This is a genomic window from Rubripirellula reticaptiva (assembly GCF_007860175.1).
Classification (GTDB): Bacteria; Planctomycetota; Planctomycetia; order Pirellulales; family Pirellulaceae; genus Rubripirellula; species Rubripirellula reticaptiva.
Window position 1 is genome coordinate 302,077 of the sequence record NZ_SJPX01000001.1, and the last position, 25,419, is coordinate 327,495.

General features: G+C 54.9%; 19 protein-coding genes. 9 read left to right on the forward strand and 10 right to left on the reverse strand.

What is annotated here, in order from left to right; all coding sequences use genetic code 11:
* Window positions 1-196 precede the first annotated feature (196 nt).
* Window positions 197-925, forward strand: a complete 729-nt coding sequence (locus Poly59_RS01085) for a metal-dependent hydrolase (protein WP_146532239.1) — start codon at window positions 197-199, stop codon at window positions 923-925.
* On the opposite strand, the gene dtd is transcribed toward Poly59_RS01085, so the two are convergent.
* The gene (gene dtd / locus Poly59_RS01090) at window positions 922-1,371 is read right to left on the reverse strand and encodes a D-aminoacyl-tRNA deacylase (protein WP_146532240.1); all 450 of its coding nucleotides are present in this window, start codon (window positions 1,369-1,371) and stop codon (window positions 922-924) included. The genes Poly59_RS01085 and dtd overlap by 4 nt on opposite strands.
* Window positions 1,372-1,491: 120 nt before the next feature.
* On the opposite strand from dtd, the gene Poly59_RS01095 reads away from it, so the two are divergent.
* Complete coding sequence (locus Poly59_RS01095) at window positions 1,492-2,406, forward strand: DUF1559 family PulG-like putative transporter (RefSeq protein ID WP_146532241.1); 915 nt, start codon at window positions 1,492-1,494, stop codon at window positions 2,404-2,406.
* A 92-nt stretch (window positions 2,407-2,498) separates the two neighbouring features.
* Here the strand turns inward: Poly59_RS01095 and Poly59_RS01100 are convergent, their stop codons facing one another.
* The 3 genes from Poly59_RS01100 to Poly59_RS01110 form a co-directional block, all read right to left on the reverse strand.
* Window positions 2,499-3,947 carry a DUF1501 domain-containing protein gene (locus Poly59_RS01100; protein WP_146532242.1) on the reverse strand — a complete coding sequence of 483 codons (1,449 nt, stop codon included), beginning with the start codon at window positions 3,945-3,947 and terminating at the stop codon, window positions 2,499-2,501.
* A 58-nt stretch (window positions 3,948-4,005) separates the two neighbouring features.
* Window positions 4,006-5,943 (reverse strand): DUF1800 domain-containing protein, encoded by a 1,938-nt coding sequence (locus tag Poly59_RS01105; protein ID WP_186775955.1) that lies wholly within the window; start codon window positions 5,941-5,943, stop codon window positions 4,006-4,008.
* Between the two features lie 537 nt (window positions 5,944-6,480).
* The gene (locus Poly59_RS01110) at window positions 6,481-7,695 is read right to left on the reverse strand and encodes an argininosuccinate synthase (protein WP_146532244.1); all 1,215 of its coding nucleotides are present in this window, start codon (window positions 7,693-7,695) and stop codon (window positions 6,481-6,483) included.
* Window positions 7,696-7,786: 91 nt separating this feature from the next.
* Here Poly59_RS01110 and larB point away from each other — a divergent pair, with 91 nt between their 5' ends.
* The 4 genes from larB to Poly59_RS01130 all read left to right on the forward strand — a co-directional run bounded on the left by larB (window position 7,787) and on the right by Poly59_RS01130 (window position 11,622).
* On the forward strand, window positions 7,787-8,641 hold the full coding sequence (larB, locus tag Poly59_RS01115; protein WP_146532245.1) for a nickel pincer cofactor biosynthesis protein LarB: 855 nt from the start codon (window positions 7,787-7,789) through the stop codon (window positions 8,639-8,641).
* A gap of 30 nt (window positions 8,642-8,671) precedes the next feature.
* Entirely contained in the window at window positions 8,672-9,565 is an 894-nt protein-coding gene (locus Poly59_RS01120) for an NAD(P)H-hydrate dehydratase (RefSeq protein ID WP_146532246.1), read from the forward strand.
* A 62-nt stretch (window positions 9,566-9,627) separates the two neighbouring features.
* The gene (locus Poly59_RS01125) at window positions 9,628-10,581 is read left to right on the forward strand and encodes a bifunctional riboflavin kinase/FAD synthetase (RefSeq protein ID WP_246151289.1); all 954 of its coding nucleotides are present in this window, start codon (window positions 9,628-9,630) and stop codon (window positions 10,579-10,581) included.
* Between the two features lie 54 nt (window positions 10,582-10,635).
* Entirely contained in the window at window positions 10,636-11,622 is a 987-nt protein-coding gene (locus Poly59_RS01130; protein WP_146532247.1) for a DHH family phosphoesterase, read from the forward strand.
* A 109-nt stretch (window positions 11,623-11,731) separates the two neighbouring features.
* Here Poly59_RS01130 and Poly59_RS01135 read toward each other — a convergent pair whose 3' ends face one another.
* On the reverse strand, window positions 11,732-13,777 hold the full coding sequence (locus Poly59_RS01135) for a membrane or secreted protein (protein ID WP_146532248.1): 2,046 nt from the start codon (window positions 13,775-13,777) through the stop codon (window positions 11,732-11,734).
* Window positions 13,778-14,033: 256 nt separating this feature from the next.
* On the opposite strand from Poly59_RS01135, the gene purB reads away from it, so the two are divergent.
* Window positions 14,034-15,461 (forward strand): adenylosuccinate lyase, encoded by a 1,428-nt coding sequence (purB, locus tag Poly59_RS01140; protein WP_146532249.1) that lies wholly within the window; start codon window positions 14,034-14,036, stop codon window positions 15,459-15,461.
* Between the two features lie 24 nt (window positions 15,462-15,485).
* Here purB and ppk1 read toward each other — a convergent pair whose 3' ends face one another.
* The 4 genes from ppk1 to Poly59_RS01160 all read right to left on the reverse strand — a co-directional run bounded on the left by ppk1 (window position 15,486) and on the right by Poly59_RS01160 (window position 22,131).
* Complete coding sequence (gene ppk1, locus Poly59_RS01145) at window positions 15,486-17,711, reverse strand: polyphosphate kinase 1 (protein ID WP_146532250.1); 2,226 nt, start codon at window positions 17,709-17,711, stop codon at window positions 15,486-15,488.
* A 102-nt stretch (window positions 17,712-17,813) separates the two neighbouring features.
* Window positions 17,814-18,920, reverse strand: coding sequence for a c-type cytochrome domain-containing protein (locus Poly59_RS01150; protein WP_146532251.1), 1,107 nt, complete (start codon window positions 18,918-18,920; stop codon window positions 17,814-17,816).
* A gap of 231 nt (window positions 18,921-19,151) precedes the next feature.
* The gene (locus Poly59_RS01155; protein WP_146532252.1) at window positions 19,152-19,844 is read right to left on the reverse strand and encodes a hypothetical protein; all 693 of its coding nucleotides are present in this window, start codon (window positions 19,842-19,844) and stop codon (window positions 19,152-19,154) included.
* Between the two features lie 112 nt (window positions 19,845-19,956).
* A complete protein-coding gene (locus Poly59_RS01160) occupies window positions 19,957-22,131 on the reverse strand; it encodes a serine/threonine-protein kinase (RefSeq protein WP_146532253.1) in 2,175 nt (724 codons plus the stop codon).
* 226 nt (window positions 22,132-22,357) lie between these two features.
* Here Poly59_RS01160 and Poly59_RS01165 point away from each other — a divergent pair, with 226 nt between their 5' ends.
* Together Poly59_RS01165 and queC are read left to right on the forward strand one after the other, a co-directional pair.
* Complete coding sequence (locus tag Poly59_RS01165) at window positions 22,358-23,320, forward strand: 3'-5' exoribonuclease YhaM family protein (protein WP_146532254.1); 963 nt, start codon at window positions 22,358-22,360, stop codon at window positions 23,318-23,320.
* Between the two features lie 24 nt (window positions 23,321-23,344).
* On the forward strand, window positions 23,345-24,034 hold the full coding sequence (queC, locus tag Poly59_RS01170) for a 7-cyano-7-deazaguanine synthase QueC (RefSeq protein ID WP_146532255.1): 690 nt from the start codon (window positions 23,345-23,347) through the stop codon (window positions 24,032-24,034).
* A 133-nt stretch (window positions 24,035-24,167) separates the two neighbouring features.
* On the opposite strand, the gene Poly59_RS01175 is transcribed toward queC, so the two are convergent.
* Window positions 24,168-25,226, reverse strand: a complete 1,059-nt coding sequence (locus Poly59_RS01175; RefSeq protein ID WP_146532256.1) for a hypothetical protein — start codon at window positions 25,224-25,226, stop codon at window positions 24,168-24,170.
* Window positions 25,227-25,419 lie beyond the last annotated feature (193 nt).

A 25,419-nucleotide genomic window follows, 5' to 3' on the forward strand; every position in this document is an offset into this window, starting at 1 on the left:
GAGGGAAGGGTGTTGATAGCAAAAAATCTGCGATCGGCACTCAGTCGGACTATAGCGATCGGCAGCATCGGATCGAATACCAATCCGACAACTCATCCGCAGCACGTTGCGCTAGCGTTGAGTCCCACAAAAAGACTATCTACGTAGGAGTCCGGAAGTTCCCCGTCCACTCCCCTGCCCTGGCTTGCTTACCCGAGTGGCAGATTTCAAATCGCACATTACTGGAAGCACGCTCGTCGGAGTCGCCTACGGCTACTGGGGCGTGGTCAGCCAATCCATGTCGCTGGAAAGCGGAATTTTGGCCGGTGGCGTGTGCGCGGTCAGCGGAATGCTGCCCGACCTGGATAGCGACTCGGGCATACCGCTTCGCGAGACCAGCATGTTCGTGGCGGCGATCGCGCCGATTCTGATGATCGATCGATTCCGCGACATTGGGCTGTCCCATGAATCGATGGCGCTCGCCGCGATGCTGATCTATGTGGCAATTCGATTCATCGCCGTCGAGTTCTTCAAACGATATACCGTTCACCGAGGAATGTGGCACAGCATCCCGGCTGCGCTGATCGCTGGAATGTTGGCGTACTTGGTCATGCCATGCCCGAGCGAATCTGTTCGAGTCTACAAATCCATCGCCGTCGTGCTTGGATTCATCGTTCACTTGACAATGGATGAAATCTGGGCAATTGACATTGGACTTGGATTTCGCCTTAAAAAATCCTTCGGAACAGCGCTAAAGTTTGTTGGCCCCAACATGATGATCAACGTCGCGATCTACGCACAATTGGGTCTGCTGATCTATCTCGCCATGAGCGATCACGGAATTGTTGACCGAATACGTTCTCGCACTGACTTGGAACGTCAATACATCGCGCAACCCGGACCACCACTGTTTGATCCTGCACGATGGAATGGAAAGCGATACTAAACCAACGGCGATCGGTCCAATACAATCGTTACGGGACCATCGTTCACTAACGAAACTTTCATGTCGGCAGCAAAAACACCTAGCTCGACCTTGATACCACGCTGAGCAATCGTAGCCGCATAGAGTTGATAGAGTCGCTTTGCGATTGGAGGATCGGCGGCATCGGTGAACGAGGGTCGCCGGCCTTTTCGGCAATCTGCCAGCAATGTGAATTGGCTAACCGCTAGGACTGCGCCGCCAATGTCCTCGACCGACTGGTTCATTTTTCCATGTCGGTCTTCAAAGATACGAAGCCCACATGTCTTATCGGCCAGCCAACGGACCTCGTCTTCGCCATCGCCCTGCCCTACCCCTACCAACGCCAACAAACCTTGCTGGATCTGGCCAACCACCTCACCATCCACTCGCACAATCGCCTCGGCAACTCGCTGCAACACGACTCTCATTGGACCACTCTTGCTTGATTCGTTTTGGTAAAATTCATTCGGTAGGTTCGTCCAGTGTGTTTGACTCGCGAAAAAAGGGGAGTCCACCGGCGCCTAAAATAATCGACTCGGACCCTCATCATGCCATTTCTGTTCACCTGTCCCGAATGCAATACGAAGACCCAGGTCGACGATCGATTCAGCGGACTGGCTGGACAGTGCGTGACGTGCGGCGCAGCGATTGTAATGCCAAAATTCGCAACCCAGTCCCCTGCCCTGCCCTCGCCACAGAACGTACCAACCAAACGAAATTTCGGTTGGCTGGCGGCCGTGCTGGTAACCGTCTTACTCGTCGGCAGCTTGTTGTTTGCAGCTATTCGATTTGGCGGCCAAACGATGTCGACGCTTGCCACCAGCCGAGAACAAACGGCATCCATTCGCAACCTGGAAAAGATCGCAGCCGCGATGGCGGCTTATGCAGCAGACCATGGAACGTATCCGCCACCGATGATCCGCGACGCAAAGCAACAACCGATGCATTCCTGGCGAGTACTGTTGTTGCCCTATCTCGGCGAAGACGAACTGTACAACCGCTTCAATCTTCAATTGCCATGGGACCATCCGGCCAACCGAAACGCGGCCGACTTTGGTATGCCGAAGGTGTACCAACACCCCTCGGCGATTGCCAATGGACTCTATGGACAGTCAAGCTATTTCTTAGTGACCGGCCCGGGAACCCTGTTTCCGACCCAAGGCGCGTTGGGACCGTCCGACATCACCGATGATCCCTCCCAAACGATCTTGATAACCGAAGCGGTTTTCAATTCGCCCTCGTCACTTTGGACCGAACCGATCGACCTCGACATCATCCGGATGCAAGGCAACGTTGGCAGTGGCTTTGGAAACGAACCGGGCGGATTGACAGCCGGCGGCGTGGCAGTCGTAACCACTGATGGACGCGGTCACTTCATACCGGACACAATCGATCCGGCGATTTTCAGAGCTTTAGTGACGCCGCAAGGCGGCGAACGACTCGCCGATGACCTGCTTGACTGAACAAGTCCCCCATTGCCGTGCGGATCAAAATCAACACGCGGCTCAGAATCTAGATTGGGTGCTCGGTCGCGAAACTCGATTCGGCGACAACCTTACGACAAGAATCCGATTGGATACGAAGTACCGGCGCCGAAGAAATTTCGGATATTAGGCAGGATATGTTCCATGTTATTGTCATTGGCAACGCCATACCACATCGCCAATTCAGCGGCCATTTGATCAACGGATGTCGTCGGCAGCAAACGCCCACGGCCCAAGTCCAAAGCATTCCCTGACGCAAGCGACAACGGATAGTCGCCATGAATTCGCCCACCAGTGACCGGACCGCCCATTACGATCTGGTTTCCACCCCAGGCGTGATCACTGCCCTTGCCGTTGCTACTAAGCGTTCGGCCAAAATCACTTGCCGTGAACGTGACCACGTCGTTGGTCATATTCAATTCGTCAATCGAATCCTGGAAACTTTTCAACGCCTGGCTGACCGTCGCCAGGTTGGTATCTTGGGCTCCAATCAAATTATCGTGATTGTCCCAGCCGCCGACGCCAACAAAGAAAATCTGGCGTGACTGGCCGATGCTTTCGTGCGCACCGATCGACTTGGCGATCATTCGCAATTGACTCTGCAATCGGGACGGCGACGTTGGGAAAAACTGATCAACGGTTGTAATTTGATCAACGGCATCATTGAAAGAAATCGCAGCGTCCAAAGCTGTGCGATTCATCTTGGCAAACGTCTTCTCCATCAAGTTGGCGTAAGAACGGGAAAGCACATCGTCCGTCAGCGTCGTAAATATTTTTGCCTGCGTCCAAGTGGGACCATACCAGCCAACCTCTTGTGCACCATTGCTGGTGACCACATAAGGAACCACCGAACCGCCGGTTTGCAAAAGATTGACCGAGTCCAGCGACATGTTCATCGAAATCGCAGGATTCGTATTGACCGTATCAGTGATCATATCAGCCATTCGGCCCGCCCACCCAGTGACCTGTGAGCGAGACTGAGGGACGGAAGTCATCCAGTGCTGTTGCAGGTCCGAGTGCGAGAACAAACCGAGCGGCAGATTCGCTCGCGATTGGTACTGAGCCATTGTGGTCGGCTCGACCAGGCTGCCGACGTTGGCAAGGAAAGTTGCCTTCCCTTGGTCGAACAGCGTTTTGACTTCGGGCATAGACGGGTGAATGCCGAACTGGCGTCCCGATACCGAATCCGTGATCGCGGTCGCTGCGAGTTCCGATGCCGGAATCCCAAGCGCACCGTTGCCAGCGGTGTAGTCGCCACCACGAGCGGCCAGATAATCCGCATGCTCGGACGAAGTTAAGGGCGTCAGCATATTGAACGAATCGTTTCCGCCAAACAAGAAAACACAGACGAGCGCCTTGTAGCCAGACAATCCTGATGTTTGCGCGACCGCGGTGTTAGTCGCCGACAGATTCAACATCGTCGACAAGAGCGAAGTGTTGGTAAGCGCCGCACAGCCACCCGCCAACTTTAGAATGTCACGGCGTGAGGTGTCTTTAGCAACTATGTGTGAGCGTTTCATCGCAAGGACTCAAGTGATAAGTAGTCGGTTGGATTAGGTAACAATCAGGAACGGGACACTATTCTTCGATCGCAGCAAACGGCGAAGTAAGCACCGAAATCAACGTCGATAAAACGCGAAACTCACCAGCTCGTGTTTGCCATGCTGGCGTACCATTGGCATTACCGATCATCCAATCGGTTTCTTTCAAGACGACGTAGGCAATCTCGTCTTTGAACTCTTGCGGCATCGTTCCGGAACAGAACAGCAGGTCGTACTTGTCAATCAAAGTGACTAAGTTACTAACGGCTGCCTCGGAACGCTGGATTGCCTCCCAAGCCGCATCGGTCAAGTTTCCTTTATTGGTCAGATCGTCTTCGTTGACCAGCGCACGGTCGGCATCCAAGTTGAATGTCAGATTACATTCCATGTTGTAAACGGATCCGTTGCTGGCAGTGAACCTTGCCCCACCGCGATTCAGATCGCCGATGTACCGGTTGACCAAACGGTTTGCCGTTACAGCTGTCATCTGCTGGAACTCGGGCGCTACCAAGTTCCCGTTCGGAATTCGCCGCGATGGCTGGAACCCGATCAAGTCACCCGGTGGTTGGAAACCCGGCAAGAAAAAGCTAAAGACGCTAGGCGACTTATAGGGCTCTTGTGTCCAGTCATAATCACGCGGCGTCACCATCGCATAACCATTGGCATAGTCGCTTGTCGCTTCTAAGCCACGCATCAAAGACGTGTAACGAATCACCGGCTCACGCAATCGGGAATACTCAGTCCCACGCGTAGCAACGTCGACTCGATTCGGACTTCGCAGCACTCGGACACGAACCGAACGCCAGGCTTCAGGATCGATCAAAATAGCTTTAACAACCGCCTTCATATCGCCTTTGACCCCCTGCCCGTTGTTGTCAAACGTCCGAGCGACTCGGCGGATGTAGGCTCGCGATGGATTACTTTTAACAAGCCGCTGAATCAACCGATACGAAATGAACGGCGCGACGTTGGCGTGATCAAATAAATCATCCAGCGCCGCCGCGATGTCGGCGTCACCATCGTCGACATCGACAACTTGCCCGCTGACCAAGGTCTTGGGTTCGGTGTCGTGTTCGTGCTGGGCCATTTCCATGGGGTACAAAAAGTCGTTGCCCGAATAAAAGACCCGATTGTTTGTGCTGGTATCACTCGGCTTGAAAGTTAGCCCCGTGAACACCCGAGCAAGTTCTTTGATCGTTTCGTTCGTGTACGTTGGAATCAGTTCGCCACTGAGAGTGGTCTTCAATCGCCCGTCGTTGTAGAGCTCATACAGACCGATCGAGAACAATTGCATGACTTCGCGAGCATAGTTTTCGTCTGGATAACGAACACCATTCGTCTTGCGATTTCGCATGTGGCTGAGATAAACCCCCATCACCGGGTGATAGGTCACATCTTGAAGTAGATCGCGGTAGTTTCCGAACGCACCGTTGACCAAAACATCGTAGTAATTTGTGACTCCGACCCAGCGGCCGACTCCCGAAAGATTACCGAGGCCGGTGTCATTAAATCCGGCTCCGTCTTCGCTGGTGACAAGAATCTGACTGAGCGCCCAGGCAACTCGCTGACGCAATTGGTCGTCGGCCTGCAGCGAAGCCGTCCACCAGGCGTGGTGCCGAAAACGCTGAATCCAAACGTTGTTCTGGCCAGACGTGAATCCGTCGTTGGCGATCATGCTCATCATCAACGGCTGGTGCTCAGTCGCTGGCAGCGCAAATTGAGCATCGATCCATTCTTCGCACGCAGGACGAATACCGATTTGATTGATTCGGCCAGCCAAAGTATCGATGTCGGCCATCGTAGGCCCAAACGTTGCGCGATTGAGGAACTGCGCGGCAAAGACTTTACTTTTCATCAGCTTGGCAGCGATGGGACTATCGACTTCGAAAGTCCCTGCCGATGCTACCGACGAAGAAAGTGCAAGCAGACAGAGGACGGCCAGCCCTCGAGAGATCAGCGTTTGGAAACTGAACATCACCATCACCTTAGTTTGGACGCACGCAAGTGCCGAAAAGGGGTATTCCTATGCCGCTGCCTATAGGTCGATCACGCCATAAAATGGGGTCATAGGTGGAACAGCCGAGCAGCAAAAGAGGAGGGTCGACAGGATTATAAGGCCGGTCAACTTCCCGCTAGCGTACTGCTATGGTTTCGCCGCGTCAAATGAACAATCCGCTCAAATTCACGCTACAGACGGACAACAGCCACAAAACACCCCCTGAATGAGTATTCCCCGTCACACCCTTAGCGCTGACTGGCTCGGGCAAGTTGGTCGGGCAGAGTCTCGGTCAACTTCGAAAAAATTGGCGTCAGACAGAAGGTGACCGTTACGTCGAAGAATAATCCTGTCCAATCGGCCTCGCGGCCTGATCGGACAGAAATTGAGTGAAATACCGCAAAAGCGACGGTGAAGACGTTAGATGGTTTCGAGCTCGATGCCTACGAAACGAGGCAACCTCAGATGACCGAAGTTGGGATCGAGATTTTCAGCAAACCTGAGTAGCTACAAACCTTAGTAGCTACGTGGCTTGACGGTGCCCTGCACGCGCGATGGCAGACCCTGAATTCGCAAGAATCCTTCGGCGTCGTCTTGGTTGTACGATCCGCCGCCTTCCATCGTGGCGATCTCAGCGTCGTATAGGCTGTTCGGGCTAGTTCGCGAATCAACGCTAATGTTGCCTTTGTACAACTTCAGCGTTACGTCACCGGTGACGGGCTTCTGCGCTTCCTTAATGAACGCCAACAAGGCATCCATTTTGGGCGTGTACCAGAAACCGTAGTAAACCATCTCGGCAACTTCGGGCGCCATGCGATCTCGCATGTGCATCAGATCGCGATCCATCGTCAACTGTTCAACGTTCATCAGCGCGTTATACAGAATCGTCATACCTGGCGACTCGTACACACCACGACTCTTCATGCCGACGAATCGGTTTTCAACCATGTCGATACGGCCGACACCATTCCGACCTCCGATCGTGTTGAGCCCCTCGACCATCTCGAGCGGCGAAACCTTTTTGCCGTTCAGCGTCGTTGGCACGCCGGAAACGAATCCGATCGACACCGATTCGGACTTATCAGGTGCTTCCTGCGGGCTGACGCCCATTCCAAAATCGACCAACTCGACACCGTTGATATCAAGTTCTTCCAATTGCCCTGCTTCGTAGCTGATGTGCAGCACGTTCTCGTCGCTGCTGTACGGTTTGCTGGTCGACGCTTTGACGGGAATGTTCTTGTCTTTGCAGTACGCGATCAACTCGGTCCGACCGGGGAATGCTTCGCGGAATTCTTTGATGCGCCATGGAGCGATCATTTCGACCTTGGGATCCAAGGCTTCGGCAGCCAGCTGGAATCGGCATTGGTCATTTCCTTTGCCGGTCGCACCGTGAGCGTACGCGGTCGCGCCGACTTCGCGAGCGACTTGTAAACAAATCTTGCTGATCAGCGGACGGGCGATTGACGTGCCGAGCAAGTAGATCTGCTCGTACTTCGCTTGCCACGCCAAAACGGGAAAAGCAAAGTCGCGGCACAGTTCTTCGCGAACGTCGATGGCACGGTACGATGCAGCTCCGCCATCTTCGGCCTTCTTCTTGATCGCGGCACGGTCTTCACAGGGTTGCCCCAAGTCGACGTAGACGGCGTGAACTTCGTAGCCTTGATCTTGAAGCCAACCGAGAATCACGGAAGTATCCAAGCCGCCGGAGTAAGCCAGTACACACTTTTTCATTACGATGATGTCCGCAAAAACTGTTAGATGACGAAGTTGACAAAGGAAGCCATAGAGATGAATTTTGTAACCTTTCGCGAGCGTTTCGCCCATGCCTGAGCAAAACGGAATCCCCTCTGCCCTGCTTTGCCTGCTTTCCGAGGTCATCGCAGGACGCGCCACGGCGACTGATTTGGTCCATCAAATCGGCTTGTTGGCAGTCCCTGAAACAGCGACTGATGCGGCGGATGGAACGTCCATGACAGAGATTGACGGCGCAACGGTGGACCTCGGCCGCAAGGCCCGCTGCGGATTCGGCGAAGTGATCTACGGGCCCGGGAAATCCGCTGACCTAGTCGCAAGGCTGATCGAAACGCAATTAGAGGCTGGGCAAGACTCGTTGGTGACGCGAATCGATCCGCAGACCGCCGTTGCAGCGACCCATCGGTTTACACACGCTCGACACAACCCCGTCGCCCGAACGCTACGCGTCAGCAGTGCTCCGATTGTGTCTGGTCTGCAGCCATCCCCCAACGGTCTGCATGTCGCCGTCGTCACCGCGGGCAGCACCGATGCACCGGTCGCCGAAGAAGCGATCGAGACCATTGAGTGGATGGGAGTCCCCGTTTCTCGGTTTGACGACATTGGCGTGGCCGGCCCCCAGCGACTGATCGCGGCGGTGCCAAAACTTCGAGAAGCGTCCGCCGTTGTGGTGGTGGCCGGCATGGAGGGAGCTCTGCCGTCCGTCGTGGCCGGGCATTTGGCGGTTCCCATTTTTGCGGTCCCAACCAGCGTCGGCTACGGCGCATCGCTGGGCGGGCTGACGCCGCTGCTGGGAATGCTGTCCGCCTGCGCCGCGAACGTTGCGGTGGTCAACATCGACGCCGGATTCAAAGGCGGTTATCTGGCCGGCATGGTCGTTTCACAGTTACGTCAAGTAACACCTGATACCTGTCAAGCAAGCTAGATCTTTGTCAGCCTACAAACGGACTCCTTCATGCCAACACAGTCTCGCCCTCCGGTTCAGATACCTGAGCGCACCCAAGATGCGCACAAAGGCACGTTTGGCCGCGTGCTGCTCATTGGCGGTTCGCGTGGCATGAGTGGTTCAATCTCACTGTCGTCGGTGGCGACACTGAAGACAGGATCTGGCCTCGTCACCGCAGCGGTCCCCAATCGGTGCTTAGAAACGGTAGCAGCCTTCCATCCTTGCTTGATGACGATCCCGTTGCCCGACGACGACAAGGGCACGTTTTCAGTGGAGGCATCAACGTCGGTTGCGACGCGACTCGCAAAGGTCGATGCGGTCGGCGCAGGCCCTGGAATGACGACCGGCGCCGGATCCGTGCGGATCGTCGAGCGATTGATCGCCGCATCGGGGCTGCCGCGAGTGCTAGATGCCGATGCGATCAACGTGTTGGCCGAACTGGCCTGGGCGTCGTCGGCAACTGCTGACCATACCGGACCGCTTGTGCTAACACCTCATCCAGGTGAACTCCAGCGACTGGTCGGCGTACCGGCCAAACACCGGACAGATCAAATCAATGCAGCGGAGAAACTGTCCGATCAAACAGGCGCGGTGATCGTCGTCAAAGGAGGACCAACGGTCGTGGTCGGGCTCGGCCAACGTTACACCAATTCGACGGGCAACCCCGGCATGGCGACGGCCGGATCGGGCGACGTATTGACGGGCGTGGTCACATCTTTGCTGGGCCAAGGGCTTTCGCCGTGGGACGCAGCCCGACTTGCGGTCTGGATTCATGGGCGGGCGGGCGATTTGGCGGCCAAGTTGACCGGGCAAGCCGGATTGACTGCACTAGAGATATTGCAGTGCTTGCCGCAAGCGGTTGTGGATGCGCAGGCTAGAAGCTTTCCGGTTGACGGCGCATAATTTGTGCGGGCCAGGACTCGCCGGCCACACTCCCCTGCCCTTCACTGCAATTTGCCCTTCTCGTGACGAAAATCGTTCCGCTCGCCAACGTCACCGATGCCAACGACCAGGCTCGGCTGGCGCATCTTCGCGGAGGAGCCGTCTCGATCGGCAACTTTGACGGAGTCCACCGCGGCCACGCTGCCCTGTTGAAACAACTGCGCCGTGCAGCCGATCGTGTTGGCGGCCCCGCCGTCGCCATCGCGCTGGCCCCGCATCCAGCAGAGATTCTGAGGCCAGACAAAGCCCCGCCGAAGCTGGCTTCGCTGAAACGGCGAGCCGAACTGATGACCGATCTCGGCGTCGATGCTCTGGTGATTTGTGACACCAGGGGCGGATTACTGAAATTGACCGCCCAGCAGTTCTACGAATCTCTAATTCGCCAAACGCTTGACGCCAAGGCCGTCATTGAGGGGCCAAATTTCTTTTTTGGACGTGGCCGAGAGGGCGACATCGCCGCACTCGGGCAAATGTGCCAAGCCGATCAAGTCGAACTGCAAATCGCACTGCCAACGACCATGGCCGGCGAAATGATCAGCAGTACTCGGATCCGCAATTGCCTAGCCCAAGGTGATTTGGCAACCGCGAATCAATTGCTTGGTACAGATTACCGAATTAGCGGCCGAGTGGTCAGCGGATCACGCCGCGGCCGAACGATTGGATTTCCAACGGCAAACTTGGAATCCATCGACACCGTGATACCAGCAGTCGGCGTTTACGGCGGCCGAGTTCAAACTGGCGACCAACGGTATCGCGCGGCAATCCACATTGGCCCCAACCCCACTTTCAACGAAGACGGTGACGTGAAGGTCGAGGTGCACGTGATCGATTACGATGGCGACCTGTATGACCATACACTGCAGGTTGATTTTGCCATCCACGTGCGAGGTATCACGAAGTTTGATTCGGCCCAACAACTCGCTGAGCAACTCGGGCGAGACATCCAAACCATTCGCGACCAACTAGCCCCACGCTAACACTCACCCCAATCACCCCGCCGCTTTCAGTAGCCCAACCAGGATCAGAATTTCATGAGCGTCAACTGGAAAGCGTTCACTCAACAGATCAGCCATTACCAATCCTTCGTTTTAGTCAGCCATATTCGTCCCGACTGCGATGCACTTGGCAGCGAACTTGGAATGGCCGAAGTGCTGCGAACGATCGGAAAAACGGTCCGCATCATCAACGCTCACCGCACCCCAGCGGCACTGAACTTCCTGGACCCCGCTGAAGCCATCGAAGTACTCGGCGATCACGTCGAGCCCGAAGACATCTCGTGCGATTGCATTATGATCATGGACACCAGCGCATGGGCACAGCTTGGCGATATGGGCGACGTCATCCGAGCGGCATCGTGCGACAAGATCGTATTGGACCATCACATCGGCGAAGACGCGCTGAACGCGACGATGTACAAGGACTACCAAGCCGAAGCGACCGGCCACTTGGTCGTACAGGCTGCCGACGCGTTGGGCGTGCCAATCACTCGCTCGATGGGCATGCCTTTGTTCGCCGCAATTGCAACCGATACCGGATGGTTTCGCTTTCCAAGTGTGACCGCAGAAACGTACCGCGTGATCGGGCGGCTGATCGATGCGGGTGTCGTGCCCAGCGAAATCTATGGCGACTTGTATGAACGCGACACAATCGGCCGATTAAAACTGCGTGGCACGATATTGTCGCGCACCGAAGCTGAACTGGATGGCAAACTGATGCACACCTACGTCAAGAAAGAAGACTTTGCAGCGTGCGGCGCAATGCCCAACGACACCGAAGACGCCATCAACTTGACGCTGGCTGTGCAAGGCGCTCAAGCTGCCGTGATCTTTGTCGAACAGCTCAAGGGCGGGTTCAAACTCAGCTTCCGCAGCCGATGCGAAATGGACAGCAACGAAGTTGCCCAGTTGTTCGGTGGCGGCGGTCACAGAGCAGCAGCCGGCGCCTTCGTCGAAGGCACTCTGGAAGAAGTCCAAAACCGAGTCCTGCCCGCCGTCCGCAAAGCTGTCCAAGGCGAGTAACCCCAGCTTTCCAACACCTGCGTTTCAAACACAGCGAAACAGCCGACTAGGTTTTCGGAACCATTGAAACACAGTCGAACCGAAAACCTGATTCACCGGACGTGGACTTCTACTTCAAAAAGAAGCTGGTCATTTCCCAGCCATCTTCCGTCGTATTGATGTAGCTGGCGGCCTCGGGCAACAGATGCTCGATCTCGCTGAGGGCCGGCAATTTGGTGGCATCCATCAAATTAGGTTCATCGCTTTCCGCGTCTTCGAACGCACGTCGAACCAGCGATGCAATCAACGTATCGCTTTCTTTCAATCGGTTCTGACGCAGCAATTGGTATTTCACTCGCAGCGACAACTTGGTGCGGACGAATCGGTCCAGTGCAACCGGACCAGCCTGTAACTGCTTCATCGCATCCGAAATCGCAATCACACGTGGCTGGCTACCGAATCCGCCGGGAGTGCCCTGCTGAATTCGCTTGGCCGTTTCCACCAAAAATTCCGGATGGCTTGAAAACATCAAGTACGGCGCATCCGATCCAGGACCTTTTTCAACCAGCGCGATCGCCCAGTGATCCAACAAAGGCGGTGGCTCGTCGGTTTCTTCCTCTTCTTCGATTGCCAAGTCACCGAACAATTCGGCATCAAAGTCGTCTGTACCCTCACCGCGTTGCACACGCCAAATTTCGACACCCGGCAACGCATCCATTTGGCTGGCATCGGGTTCGACTTCCATCGCTTTACGAATCGCCACCTTGATTGCAGCGGCATCAGCAACGCGAATCGCGACCAACATTCGGTCTGAATTAACATCAGCCGGCAACGTGTTATCAGTAATCAGCAAAACGTGATTGTCGAGGTTTGGTAGCACGTTCTTTTCAATATCGATTTGCGGCCCGTCTTCGTCTTCACGAATGCCATCGATGATGTCGCGAAAGATGGCGTCGCCGAATGCTTCGTTGACCAGCGATTCGGCAGCCCAAAACGCTTCTTCGATTTTGACGTTCAAGCGATTTACGGTTGCCACATCGTCACCGATCCAAGTCGGCAAAGGCTTGGCAGGCTCATTGGGAAACTGCAGCATTCGTGCTGCCATTTCGTATTTGTCAGGCTTGCCCGTGACGCCTGGTGCCCACACAAAACCTTTGTGCAGAATATCGAAAGGATCACCGGCCATGATGGCGATTCCGCCGACACCCTTGATCGCTTCGAAACCTTGGTTCTGCAACAGCTTCAAAATGTCGACTTGATTGCCGCGATCAATGTCCAGCGACTCGCGAACAATGCGTCCCATTTGAAACGGGCGGGCAAACCATTCAAGCGCGACAATTCCACCGTTGGTAGTTGCCGGACCGCGGATCGCACGTGCCGAATGAGTAAGCACCGTGCGAAAGTCTTCCGCCTCACTGATCGACGGCCCCTTTGGCGAACCGGCGATCGCATCGAGTAAATCCGTGACGACCGAATCCCGATCTGCTGTGATCAAACGCGAGTCGTTGAGCGTGATCGCAATCTGCTCAACTTTCAATTGCCCTGGTTTGGGCTTGGTGTTGTAAATCCGAACAGTCTCTCCAAGGTGCTGGGCATCGGTGCGAATCCAACCACCGGCTTTCAGGTCGGTATCCAGCGTCGCCATCACTTCATCCGCCTTCGCCTTGCGTCCGCGAATATCGGCAACGACACAAACAGCGAACGGGCGTCGCTTGTCATTCTCGAATGGCAACCACGCAAACACAGCTTCACCCGAACCAATCTCGTAAAGATCTTCAAGCTTCAATCCGATTTTGTTGTCAAGTGATTGCAGATAATCTTTCGCGCGCTCACGTTGAGCATCGACGAACGGCTTCATCGACGGATGCTCAATCAATTGGCCCGCGTTGGTGGATTTCCAAGCGGTGCAAAATTTTGGCAAGTCGGGAACGCGAACCAACCCCGCGACGGTTTCTGGCAACAACTCGATCGCCGGTTGATAGGCAACTGCGTTATTGCCACCACCAGCCGGAGCAGCCTTTTCAGAAGCAGTTTCTTGGCCGACAACAGCGTTCAAAAAGATCAGTGGCGACGTAGCGGTCAGCCCAGCAATCAAAACGACAGCGATCGAGTGAAGTGAAAAAAAAGCCGCCTTGCCGACGGAACGGCCAAGCGAAAAACCAATCAGGGTGAACATTCAAATTCCGGTGCTTTAGATAATATGTGTCGATTCGATCGCACCCTCGGGAACGATCGGATCGACCCGTATGTTATCGAACTCGTTTTGTTGCCGAAACGGCGGCTTTGGCCCAAAGCGGCGACTTCGAGTACATTTCGCCGACTGCATTTTGTCGGTTACATTCCCGTTCTCGATCGCTGATCGCGGTCAGGAACCCACGTTTTGGCCATTCCCCCCTAATTCTCCGCATTCTCGATCCACAGGACCCCCCCACGTGTCGGTCAATCTTCCCAATGTGCTCGCCTCTCGTTACGCCAGCGAGGCGATGGTCAAAATTTGGTCTCCGGCCGGAAAAGTCGTTCTGGAGCGAGAGTTTTGGATCTCGGTCATGGAAGCTCAGTCCGATTTGGGCGTTCCGATCCCGCCAGGCGTCATCGATGCTTATCGCGCGGTGATCGAAAACGTCGACCTAGAATCCATCGACGCTCGCGAACGGGTCACCAAGCACGATGTAAAAGCTCGCATCGAAGAATTCAACGCGCTAGCCGGGCATGAACACATCCACAAAGGAATGACGTCTCGCGACTTGACCGAGAATGTCGAGCAACTGCAGATCCGCACCGCGTTATTGTTGGTCCGCGATCGCACAATTGCTGCTCTAGGCTTGGTGGCTGAACGAGCAGCCGATTTTGCTGAACTGGCAATCGCCGGTCGCAGCCACAACGTACCCGCGCAAGTCACCACGATCGGCAAGCGAATTGCGTCGATCGGCGAAGAACTTCTGGCCGGCTTGGGACGCATCGAAGACTTGCTGGCCCGGTATCCGCTGCGTGGCATCAAGGGCCCCGTCGGAACCCAACAAGACATGCTAGACCTGTTTGAAGGCGACGCATCGAAACTCGCATCGCTTGACCAGCGCATCGCCAAACGGTTGGAATTCGGCAGCTACTTTGATTCCGTCGGACAGGTCTATCCCCGATCACTGGATTTCGATGTTGTCACATCGCTGGCTCAGCTTTCATCAGGCCCCGCCAACTTCGCACGCACACTGCGATTGATGGCGGGAGCCGAACTGGCTACCGAAGGATTCAAGCCCGGCCAAGTTGGCTCGTCCGCGATGCCGCACAAAATGAATGCACGTTCGGCTGAACGAATCGATGGTTTTTCAGTGATTCTTCGCGGCTACGTAGCGATGGTCGGCGGATTGATCGGTGACCAATGGAACGAAGGTGATGTCAGTTGCAGTGTGGTCCGCCGCGTTGCCATTCCAGATGCGTTCTTGGCGATCGATGGGCAAATGGAAACGTTCCTAACCGTGCTGGTCGATTTCGGCGTCTACCCCGCCGTGATTGGTCGAGAAATGAAACGCTACTTGCCGTTTCTGGCGACCACCAAGATTCTGGTTGCGGCAATCAAGGCAGGTGTCGGCCGCGAAACGGCACACGAAGCCATCAAAGAACATGCCGTCGCTGCAGCGTTAGCAATGCGAGAACAAGGCGGCGACGAAAACGACTTGATCGATCGATTGGCAGCTGACGCAAGAATCCCAATGGATCATGCGACGCTGACAGCTGCGATTGGTGCCCCCGCCGAATTTGTCGGCAACGCGCCCGCACAAGTCGCGACCGTCGTTGCCAAGATTGAATCGATCGTCAAGCAACATCCCAATGCGGCAAAGTATCGCGCGGGTGCGATTCTGTAATTGGTGGCGAAATTCGCTCTAAATTTATTCCACTCGGTTCGGTTCGTGAGTTTCGAACCGAGTCAGGCGGCTCTGCCGAATCGCTTTCATCGTCTTGCAAGCACGATCGTAAAGCACCTTTTGCGATCGAAACTTTTCATCACCAGGCTCGGTACGTTTGTAAGCACCGTTGGACTGCATGACCCATACATTAGTCGTGTCCTTGAAATAGGTCCCCAGCATTTCCTGTAGCTTCTTTCGACAATCTTCATCATCAACGGGCACCAACAACTCGACACGTCGATCCAAGTTGCGAGGCATCCAGTCGGCACTACTGATGTACAGTTCGTGATCGCCCCCGTGACGAAACATGATTACTCGCGCGTGTTCCAAATAACGGTCAACGATCGAAACCACCTTGATCGAATCGCTCAGCCCTTTTACGCCCGGTTTCAAACAGCAGACACCTCGAATATTCAGCAAAATTTTCACGCCGGCTTGGCTGGCTCGATACAGCGAATCAATGATTTGTGTATCAACCAACGCGTTGAGCTTCGCGATAATTTCGCCTCGCTGACCGGATTGAGCACGCAGCGTTTCGCTTTCGATTAGTTCAATCAAACGGCTACGCAGGGTCATGGGGGCCGACGCCAGATGTTGTAACTGCTGAGGCTGGCTCGCACCGGTCACACAGTTAAAGAACGAAGTTGCATCAATGCCCAGCTCTTCATTGCACGTCAACAATGACACGTCACCATACAAATTGGCAGTGACTTCGTTGTAATTTCCGGTCCCAAAGTGCATGTATCGCACGATCCCTTGCGGCTCGCGACGAACAATGATGCATACTTTGGCGTGCGTTTTCAGGCCCCGTATGCCATAGATCACTTGCACCCCTGCCTGTTCCATCTCGCGTGCCCATTCGATGTTTCGGGCTTCGTCGAACCGGGCTTTCAATTCCACAATCACTGAAACGTACTTACCGTGTTCAGCCGCGCGCATCAGTGCTGCAACGATGGGGCTGTTGCGGCTGGTCCGGTACAACACCTGCTTGATCGCCAGCACATCCGGATCGTTGGCCGCCTCTTCAATCAGCCGAACGACCGGATCGAATTTCTCGTACGGGTGAATCATCAACAGATCGCCTGCTGCGATCGTTGTGAACATCGATTCGGCAGGATCAATGTTGGGGGACCCCTGCGCCAACCAAGCTTCGTCTCGCAGTGCATCGAACCCTTCCAAGCCATGAAGCGTGAACAGGTATGTCAAGTCGAGTGGGCCGTCGATCGCGAACAAGTCGTCTCCGCGAAGCTCCATCTTCTCAGACAAGAAAGCCAACATCGAGTCGCTTGCGCCAGCGGTGTACTCCATCCGCACCGGTCGTGATAGTCGACGACTTTCAAGAACGTCCTCCATCCCAACCATCAAGTCGGCGGCCGAGTCTTCTCGCAATTCGACGTCCGCATTTCGAGTCAACCGGAACGAGATACACTCTTGGACCTCGCGACCGGGAAAGAAGTCGTCGATATAATGCTTAACTAATTCCTCAAGCAACACGTAAGCGTGGCCGCGATCACTAGGCATCGGCATCATCCGAGGCAGCGTTCGCCCCAGCGGAATGACCACAAAATCCAATCCCAACTCTTCGTCAGCCGACGTTGGCGCCCCCGAGGCAATGCTGTCCTGTGACTGGGGCCTTAGTCGCGTCGACGCTTTCGGATCCGACTTAAGCGACGCGCAGACATGCAGCCCTAACCCTTGCAACAGCGGGAACGGTCGCTCGGCAAAAATCGCTTGCGGTGAAAGCACTGCAAAGACATCACTTTGGAATCGAGCGTCGGCAGCTTCACTGCAACGGTCGCTACATGAATTTAAATCTACGCGATGAATGTCGGCGTCTGCCAATCGTGGCTCCAACGTTTCTCGCAACACCTGGTATTGGCGATTGACAATGGACTTGCAACGGCTGGCGACGGCCTGCAACTGCTCAGCAACCGTCATTCCCGACGGATCGCAAACCATCGAATTACGATGATACTGCATCTTCAAAGAACCGACCCGGACCATCATAAACTCGTCCAAGTTCGAGCTTGTGATAGCCAAGAACTTGGCTCGTTCTAACAACGGCAGCGACGAATCGGCGGCCTGATCCAGAACCCGTTCATTGAATTCCAACCAACTCAATTCTCGATTGATGAAACGATCGGCGGGCAATTCTTTGGGAGCTCGCTTTTGGCTACGTTTCTTACCAGTAGATGATTTGGACGGCATAAGAAGAGCTGGGGATAAGATTGTGAATGGAGAGTTGGAATTGAGAGAGTTGGAATTGAGAATTGGGAAATGCTGGCGTTCACTATTTGAGTTCAGCGTTCTTTATTCTCCGGTGTCTTCTTGTGGTGCGACGACTTCAATGTCAACAACTTCAACATCAACTGAATCGACGTCAACTTTCTCGGTCCCCAACAGCGTTCGAAACATCTTGGGATAGAAGTCTTCGCCGTAGCTCATTTCACCACCTTGATGACCCACTAAACCCGAAATTGCAGCGCAAACCAACAAGCCGAACTTCCAAACAAAGTTCATTTTCGGACGGTCGCCACGCAACGACAAAAGCGCCACGATCGCAAATCCGACCGACAGAATCGAAACGATCACGCCGCTCCAACGGTGCCAGAAAATTTCTCGGTCCATCATCTCGGCATCAAATCGATTCCACGATCCATAGCCTTGCTCGGTGGCGAAGGACCATCCCATCAAGGTTGCACCAACCGCTGACACTGCGCCGAACAACAAACACGCTAACGGAATCTGAGTTCCTAGCGATGGCCACTTCCATCCCAAAACCACGAAACCGGCACCGAACATCAACAGCGCAATCGGAAAGTGAACGGTCGCGGGGTGCAAGAAACCCTGTGCGGCCCAAACTCGCTCGAGCAAACTCTTTGGCGCCTGTGCAACGTCCACGTCTACGTCCAACAAAACAGCGACTCTAGAACCGTCAATTGCGAAGTCTTCGGGCCAATCGGCACCCTCGTTGATCCATACTTTGACGAGCGCCAACTCGCCCGCTGACAGTGGACCGCCATGAGAACGCGGCGGCATCAACATGTCTTCGTCATCAGTCGTCAGATAGTCGACGTAAAGCGTGCTGGAATCGGCGTCGTCCGGTTCAAGGTAGTCCATCATCATATCGCGATCGTCGACTCGAAAGTCGTTCTTTGCATCGTCGGGACCGTGACATTCCAAGCAGTGCTTTACCAACAGCGGTGCGATGTCGCGTCCAAATTGAACCAAGTGCCCGTTCTCATCAAGCGGAGTCGTTTCTGCGGCATCGACTTCCACGATTTCCACATCCAGCACCTCGGCGTCCTGTGCTGACGAGACGGCCGCCCTGCCCTGCCCTGCGACAGTCAGCGTGAATGCGACCAAGCATCCGAAAATGAAACGTGCGATACCTGCGTCGAGGTGAAGTTGGAACATACAGAAAGTCTCCGTTGGCGTTTTAGAATCGCCAGTGAGTTCAAAGGCGGGGATCAGCGATCCAATTTTGCCGTTTCCAAAACGACAACATGCTGATGCGAAGCTGCTTGATTACCAAGGATTCCGCCATACCATTGTCGTCCGATCGGGCCAGACTTTCCAGGCCACAGGGTTGCTAGGCAAGGACAGACTCCGGAAACGCCGAGCTACAGAACGCCTGCGGCAGGCGGCCTAGACCGCGATGCCTGAGAAAGCTTTCCCAAGCCCCAACAGGGCGATCTCGCGTTTAACGTCTTCGCTGGTCGGCGCTTCCAAAGTTTCGGCAACCTCGTCAGCGATCAATTGAGCGAACAAGGTCCTGGCTTCGGCCAATGTCTTCTGCACCGTTGCCTCGTCGATTTTCAACCCCGATTCGGACGCAATTTGCAGAACCAACATCGCGGGCGTCGCAGGGGTACTTTTCGTCGCGCCGTGCAGCACCGTGTAGACCGGCGATTCAGGGCTGGTGTGTTCCTGGCGTTCGAGCGATCGCCAGGCCCGTTCGAGCAAACCTTCGCGCCAGTACGTCAGCCACTGCTTTGATTCCAGCGTGATGCTTTCCAGATCTAACGTCGGTCGACTGCCTTCGGGCAACTCTGCAACCGCCGACTTGGCCGCCGAACGGATGCCTCGCAACAAGAAATCTCGCAGCCGGCCTCGTTTGTGTTCGCCGAAACCCACCGACACCAAATGACCTAGAAGCAATTTCAGTGATTCATCCGCCAGATCGCTCGACCCTAAAATCGCAGTCAGCTGACGGCGCATCGGCGATAGATAGCGAAGCACAAAACCAGCCGCGCTATCCGCTTGCGTCCAAGGGTGCGATGATCGCACCAAGTTGATCGAACTTGTGCGTCCGGTTGCAGAAGAAGTCAGGTCAGCCATTTGGATAAGTTTAACCCGCCGGATCGGTCAAGTGTGAAGCCAGACGGCTTCGAAAAGCGGTGGAACAGGCGGTCGTTGTGGCCACCTCATTCATCCCGTCACTGTCATTGCATCATTGCCGCTGTCGAATCGCCAGCCCCGGTGACTCGGACGGTCGTCCTTCTTTCGATCGAAAGTAGGTGCGTTTAGACGACCGGCTTTGACGAACCAAAGCAATCGTGACTCGGTCATCGCGTGACGTCCTTAGGAAATCGTCAAAAGCGGTTCCCGATATTCTGATCTGATCCGCCTGGTCTTTCAAACGGTTATCTCGGTTCATGAACTGCACCGCCCCCAGAAGAGTCTGGCTTTCGACTCCTTCACGCAACGGTGACTGGCTCCAAGTCAAATACCCTGGCCCAGACTCGGTCCATCCAGAGTCCAAGCCCTGGACTATTCCATAAGCTACAAATTTATTTTCCGCATCGACCTCTCCATGCTGCGCGACAGTCAACAATAGAATCACCCGATCAATCTCTTTGCGGTCGAACTTGCACTTTGCCAAATCGAATCGCAAATAGATGTGTTCTTGAACCATGATGCTACCATCCGGCCCCTGAAACCCTTGAACGATATGTCGATCGCCAAACGATTCGTCTGACGTGCTGCTGACATAGGTATCGGCTCCACGACCATCCGCCGTTCGTAACGTCTGGTAGCCCAGCAGTTCGCTGGTCATCAAATTCTCTTCGACCGCCAAATTCGAATTGGATTGCCCAACCACGGTACCGCCCGGCGTTTGCAATTCAAAAACAATTTTGTACTGAGTCGGTGCTATTCGATCAGTCAGAATCTGAATTTCGAACTCATCAGATTCCCCAGGCTGGGGAAGCGAACTGGCGGAAAATTTGCGAGGAAAGACAGGTGCTTTCAACCGCTTACCATCCGCCGGCACCAGATAGGTCACCAACTGGGCCACCACATCCGCACCGGCGTTTAGCTGCCGAGGATCGTCAGCATCTCCGCTGGCTCGATTAATCAAACGCATTTTAAATCGCGCGGCCTCACCGCCAGTCACCTGCAAGGAGCTGGCGTTCACCGGCGAAAGTTCAAGTGACGCCAGCGACGCTGCGGTGATCACCGCCTGCTTGACCGGAACAGCATCGACACGACGACGACTCACGTCGGAACGGTTGGACGTCGAATCGACCGGATTCGGTACACTTGCGATGCGATTGGGACTCGCAACCCAAGCCACCATGATCGCGAGCACTAGCAGTCCCGCAATGGAATAAGCCCACCAAGGAATCAAGCGAACCTTAGACGTCACATCGACACGAGTTCGAGAGACCGACGAGTCGGTTGCTTTAGCTTTGCCGGCGGTGGTTGGCCCGACCACAATTTGCATCGCGGCTTGGTGCTCGGCCGAACAGCGTTGTTCACAATCATCGATCAGCTTGACCAACTGGGTCGCCGAACTCGGACGATCTCGAGCTTCCTTTGACAACAGCCGCTCGATCAATTCACACAGCGGAGCCGGTGTCTGCGGCGCGACCGTCGCCAGCGGCACAAAATCCTGACAGATGATGGCGATCAGTTGACCTGTCATCGTGTCGGATCTCAGCGGCAGGGTTCCGCTTAACATCTGATAAAGCATGACGCCGAGCGAGTACAAATCAGTCCGGTCGTCGACCGGTTCATTGCGAGCCTGTTCAGGCGACAAGTATCCGGGACTGCCGACGACGCTGCCGCGAGGTGTTAAACGATCGGTTCCAGCGACCGCTAACCCAAAGTCCAATATTTTGGCGCGTCCACTGGGCTCTTCCAACCAAATGTTGGCAGGCTTGATATCGCGGTGATAAATGCCGCAGGCATGCGCGGCACCCAACCCCATCGCGACCTCTCGCGCGATACGAATCGCGTCCACGTAGTCGAACCGCTGGCCCGCTGATTTGTCCGCTTTGATTTTCTCGAAAAGCGATTGCCCTTTCAATAACTCCATCGCCAAAAATGGCATGCCGCGATGGACGCCGACTTCGAAAATGGTGGCAACGTTATCGTGATGAACTGCGGCCATCGACCGAGCTTCTTCGACGAACCGTTTGCGGCTGCCCGTGGTGCCAGCGAACTTCTTGTTCATCATCTTCACGGCGACGGTTCGTTTCAGCCGCCCGTCCGTAGCCCGAAACACCTCACCCATTCCGCCTTTGCCCAGCACCCCGACAATTCGGTACGGGCCCAACCGACCAAGTTCGCCCGCGCGTGACGGGGGATCCAGGAATTCGTAGGCAGGTTTTTCGGTACTCATATTTCATGCAAACCTAAACACTGATCGCCCTAGATTCAACGCTGTACACATTAACTATCCCGCAAATATCGGACTCACCGACCGGTTAACCGACATCGACGCGACCCCATCTGGTGGTCCGGGGATTGCCAACCTACGGACTTTGCCGCCATCCTTTGGCACCGGGCCTGCAACCGCACCATGCCAAAACCGCCCCCCGACCCCCACGCACCGCCGAGCCGATCCCGTGAATCGTACCCCCGTTGCCGACCTGACCGATGGTCAACAGATCGACCAAGTCTTCCGGGCCGCCGACAAACAACTAAGAGTCAATCGCCAAGGCGGAAAGTACATCTTGATGCGTCTTTCCGATAAGTCGGGAGTGATCGCAGCGATGATGTGGAACGTTGACGAAACGATGTTCGAATCGTTCCAGCGCGGCGGCTATGTGCATTGCCACGGCCGAACGCAAATCCACAATGGCGCATTGCAACTGATTGTGACCGATATCGAATCGATCGACGAATCAGAGGTCGACGTGGACGATTTTGAACGATTCGACGCCAACGAATCGGACCGATTGATGACGCGGCTCGGCGAAATCCTTCGGGGATTGCGAAACGCACCACTACGGCAACTTGCCGAAGTCTACTTGGCTGACGAAAACTTCGTCGCTCGATTCAAAAAAGCTGCCGCCGCAGTATCCAATCACCACGCGTTCCCCGGCGGCCTGCTGCGACACACCGTCGACATGATGGAGCTTTGCCAATTGGTCGGGCCGCGGTACCCCCAACTGGACGCCGACCTGCTGACGTTCGGCGCGTTCCTGCATGACCTGGGCAAAATCGAAGAACTATCCTGTGACGGCGAGATCTCGTACACCGATCGCGGGCAACTGGTCGGCCACATCGTGATCGGTGTTCAAATGCTCGGCGAAAAAATCGCTGACTTCGAAAAGAACGGCGAAGCGTTTCCTGCCGAACTGCGTTTGCACTTGGAACACATGGTCGTCAGCCATCATGGGCAAATTGAATTCGGAAGCCCCAAGCTTCCAGTGATGCTGGAATCCGTCACGCTACATCACATCGATAACCTGGATGCAAAATTATGGTCTTACACCGCAGCGATCCAAACCGATGTTTCGGGTGACGGAAACTGGACAAACTACACGCCGTCGATCGGTCGCAAGTTGTGGAAAAAGCAAAGCTAGCACCTGACGAATCAAGGAAAGCGAATGAACCACCCCCTTCCCGCCGTCGTCCTGCTTTCGGGCGGCCTGGACAGCGCCACCTGCCTCGCGATCGCACGCGACAAGGGATTCACGCCCCACGCGATCAGCTTTCGATATGGCCAACGACATGATTACGAACTCGATCGCGCGGTTCGTTTAGCCAGCAACCTACAAGCCGCCTCGCACCGGATCGTCGATATCGACCTCGCCCAGTTCGGCGGATCGGCGCTGACCGACGCCAAAATTCCGGTCCCCAAAGCAGACTCGATCGCAGAAATGGGCAGCAGCATTCCGGTCACTTATGTGCCGGCGCGGAACACGGTCTTCTTGTCGCTGGCGCTGGCGTTTGCCGAAACAATCCAGTCACGTGACATCTTCATCGGCGTCAACGCACTCGACTACAGCGGCTATCCTGACTGCCGTCCCGAATTCATCGCCGCCTACGAGACGATGGCCAACTTGGCAACCAAAGCGTCGATGGAAAACCCTCGCCGCTTGACCATTCACACACCGCTGATCGATTTAACGAAAGGCCAAATCATTCAAACGGGCGTCGCACTGGGCGTCGATTACGCAAACACGCTTTCGTGTTATGACCCGGGCAGCGGAGGCAGCCCATGCGGTCACTGCGACGCTTGCCTGCTACGTGCGAAAGGGTTCGCCGAAAACGGCATGACGGATCCAGCAACCTAGCGATTCCATTGCAGTCGGGCTTTCGGGTAGTAAAACTCGCCAAGAGTCTTGGCCTGGTAGGACTAGACGCAGCCCCTTCCTTCCTTGCCTCGATTAGAAAACCTATCCAATGGCCATTTCCTGGACACTCCATTCAATTTTTGCGTGTCTGCCCTTTGCCAAGTCCATTGGTTGGCTGCAACTCCTCGGGAGTCCTCCAGGGTGTACCGGTAAACAAGCCGCCCGGTTGCGCGTGGGTGTCAAAGTAAAAGTCGTAAAGCGGCGAGAATTGCAGACGAAAGTCGGTCGACTCGCAATCAAAAAACTTATCGTCTAGCTCATCACCGACACGCCAATCGAACACCCAATGGTGATGCACTTCCGCACCTCCGCGTGAACTGCCGGCGGCTGCCTTGACAACGTGCGGCAACCATTCACTGAGCTTCAGATTCTTTTTCCACTTAATGTTGGTCTCACCAAATCGATCGGGCATATTTGGGTTTGTGCTCGTGTACTTCACCTGCGTTGGCATGTAGCCGTATGCCTTTGATTGTGTCAGTTCAATGTCAAATGCCAATGTGTGCTGCCTCCAATGCCATTTACTCACAATGTCACCCTGCGTTACCTCTTCGGCCGACAAAAACTTGCTTTCCTGCAAGTAAACCTTTTCGATCCATCCTCGCTGTAGCATTTCGTTCTGTAAAAACATTGCATGCAGAACCAAATCGTCAAATGGGTCGAAGCTCACGAATGAGAGTCGATTCTCACCAATGAATCGTGCAACCGTCTGTCCTTTTTCTCTCTGAGAGTAACCGTGGGTGTCAGCGGAACCAGCGCGACCTTTCAGCTTTTCGCCGCACTGAAAGAACTCGACCCAGTACTGGAACTCGAAACTGCGGTTGGACGACCCGGGCCCCATCACCTTGCCATGCGCACGGTAGTTAAAATTTTTGGCCTTGTTGCCCGCGTGCAGTTTGTAGATGCGATTGATCGCGATGGGCGGGCGATTGACGGATTCTGCACTTAGCGTCGTCGTTTCACCGGTCACCATCAATGCATACCGACTTAGCACGCTGTCACGGAGCAAGATCAAATCCGCGAGCCCATCATAGACGATCGCCTCCTTTTTCTCCGCTTCAGCAGCTTCATCCGCGATCAACGACAAAGTCATAAAAAGCGAGACACCAATCGTCAAAACACAACGCATCAACATACCACATCTCCAGGAAAACAAATTGTATGCTACGCGTCCAATCGAACGCCCAAATCGACGACCATTCTGTTTTGCAAGTCACTCTAGAGTCTCGAAGCGATTCACATTCCAAAGCATTGAACGCTGGTCAGCCCTACCCAGTCGACGGTGTCAATATAAGAAGGATTAAGAATGTCGCCAAAAGTTTTGGCCT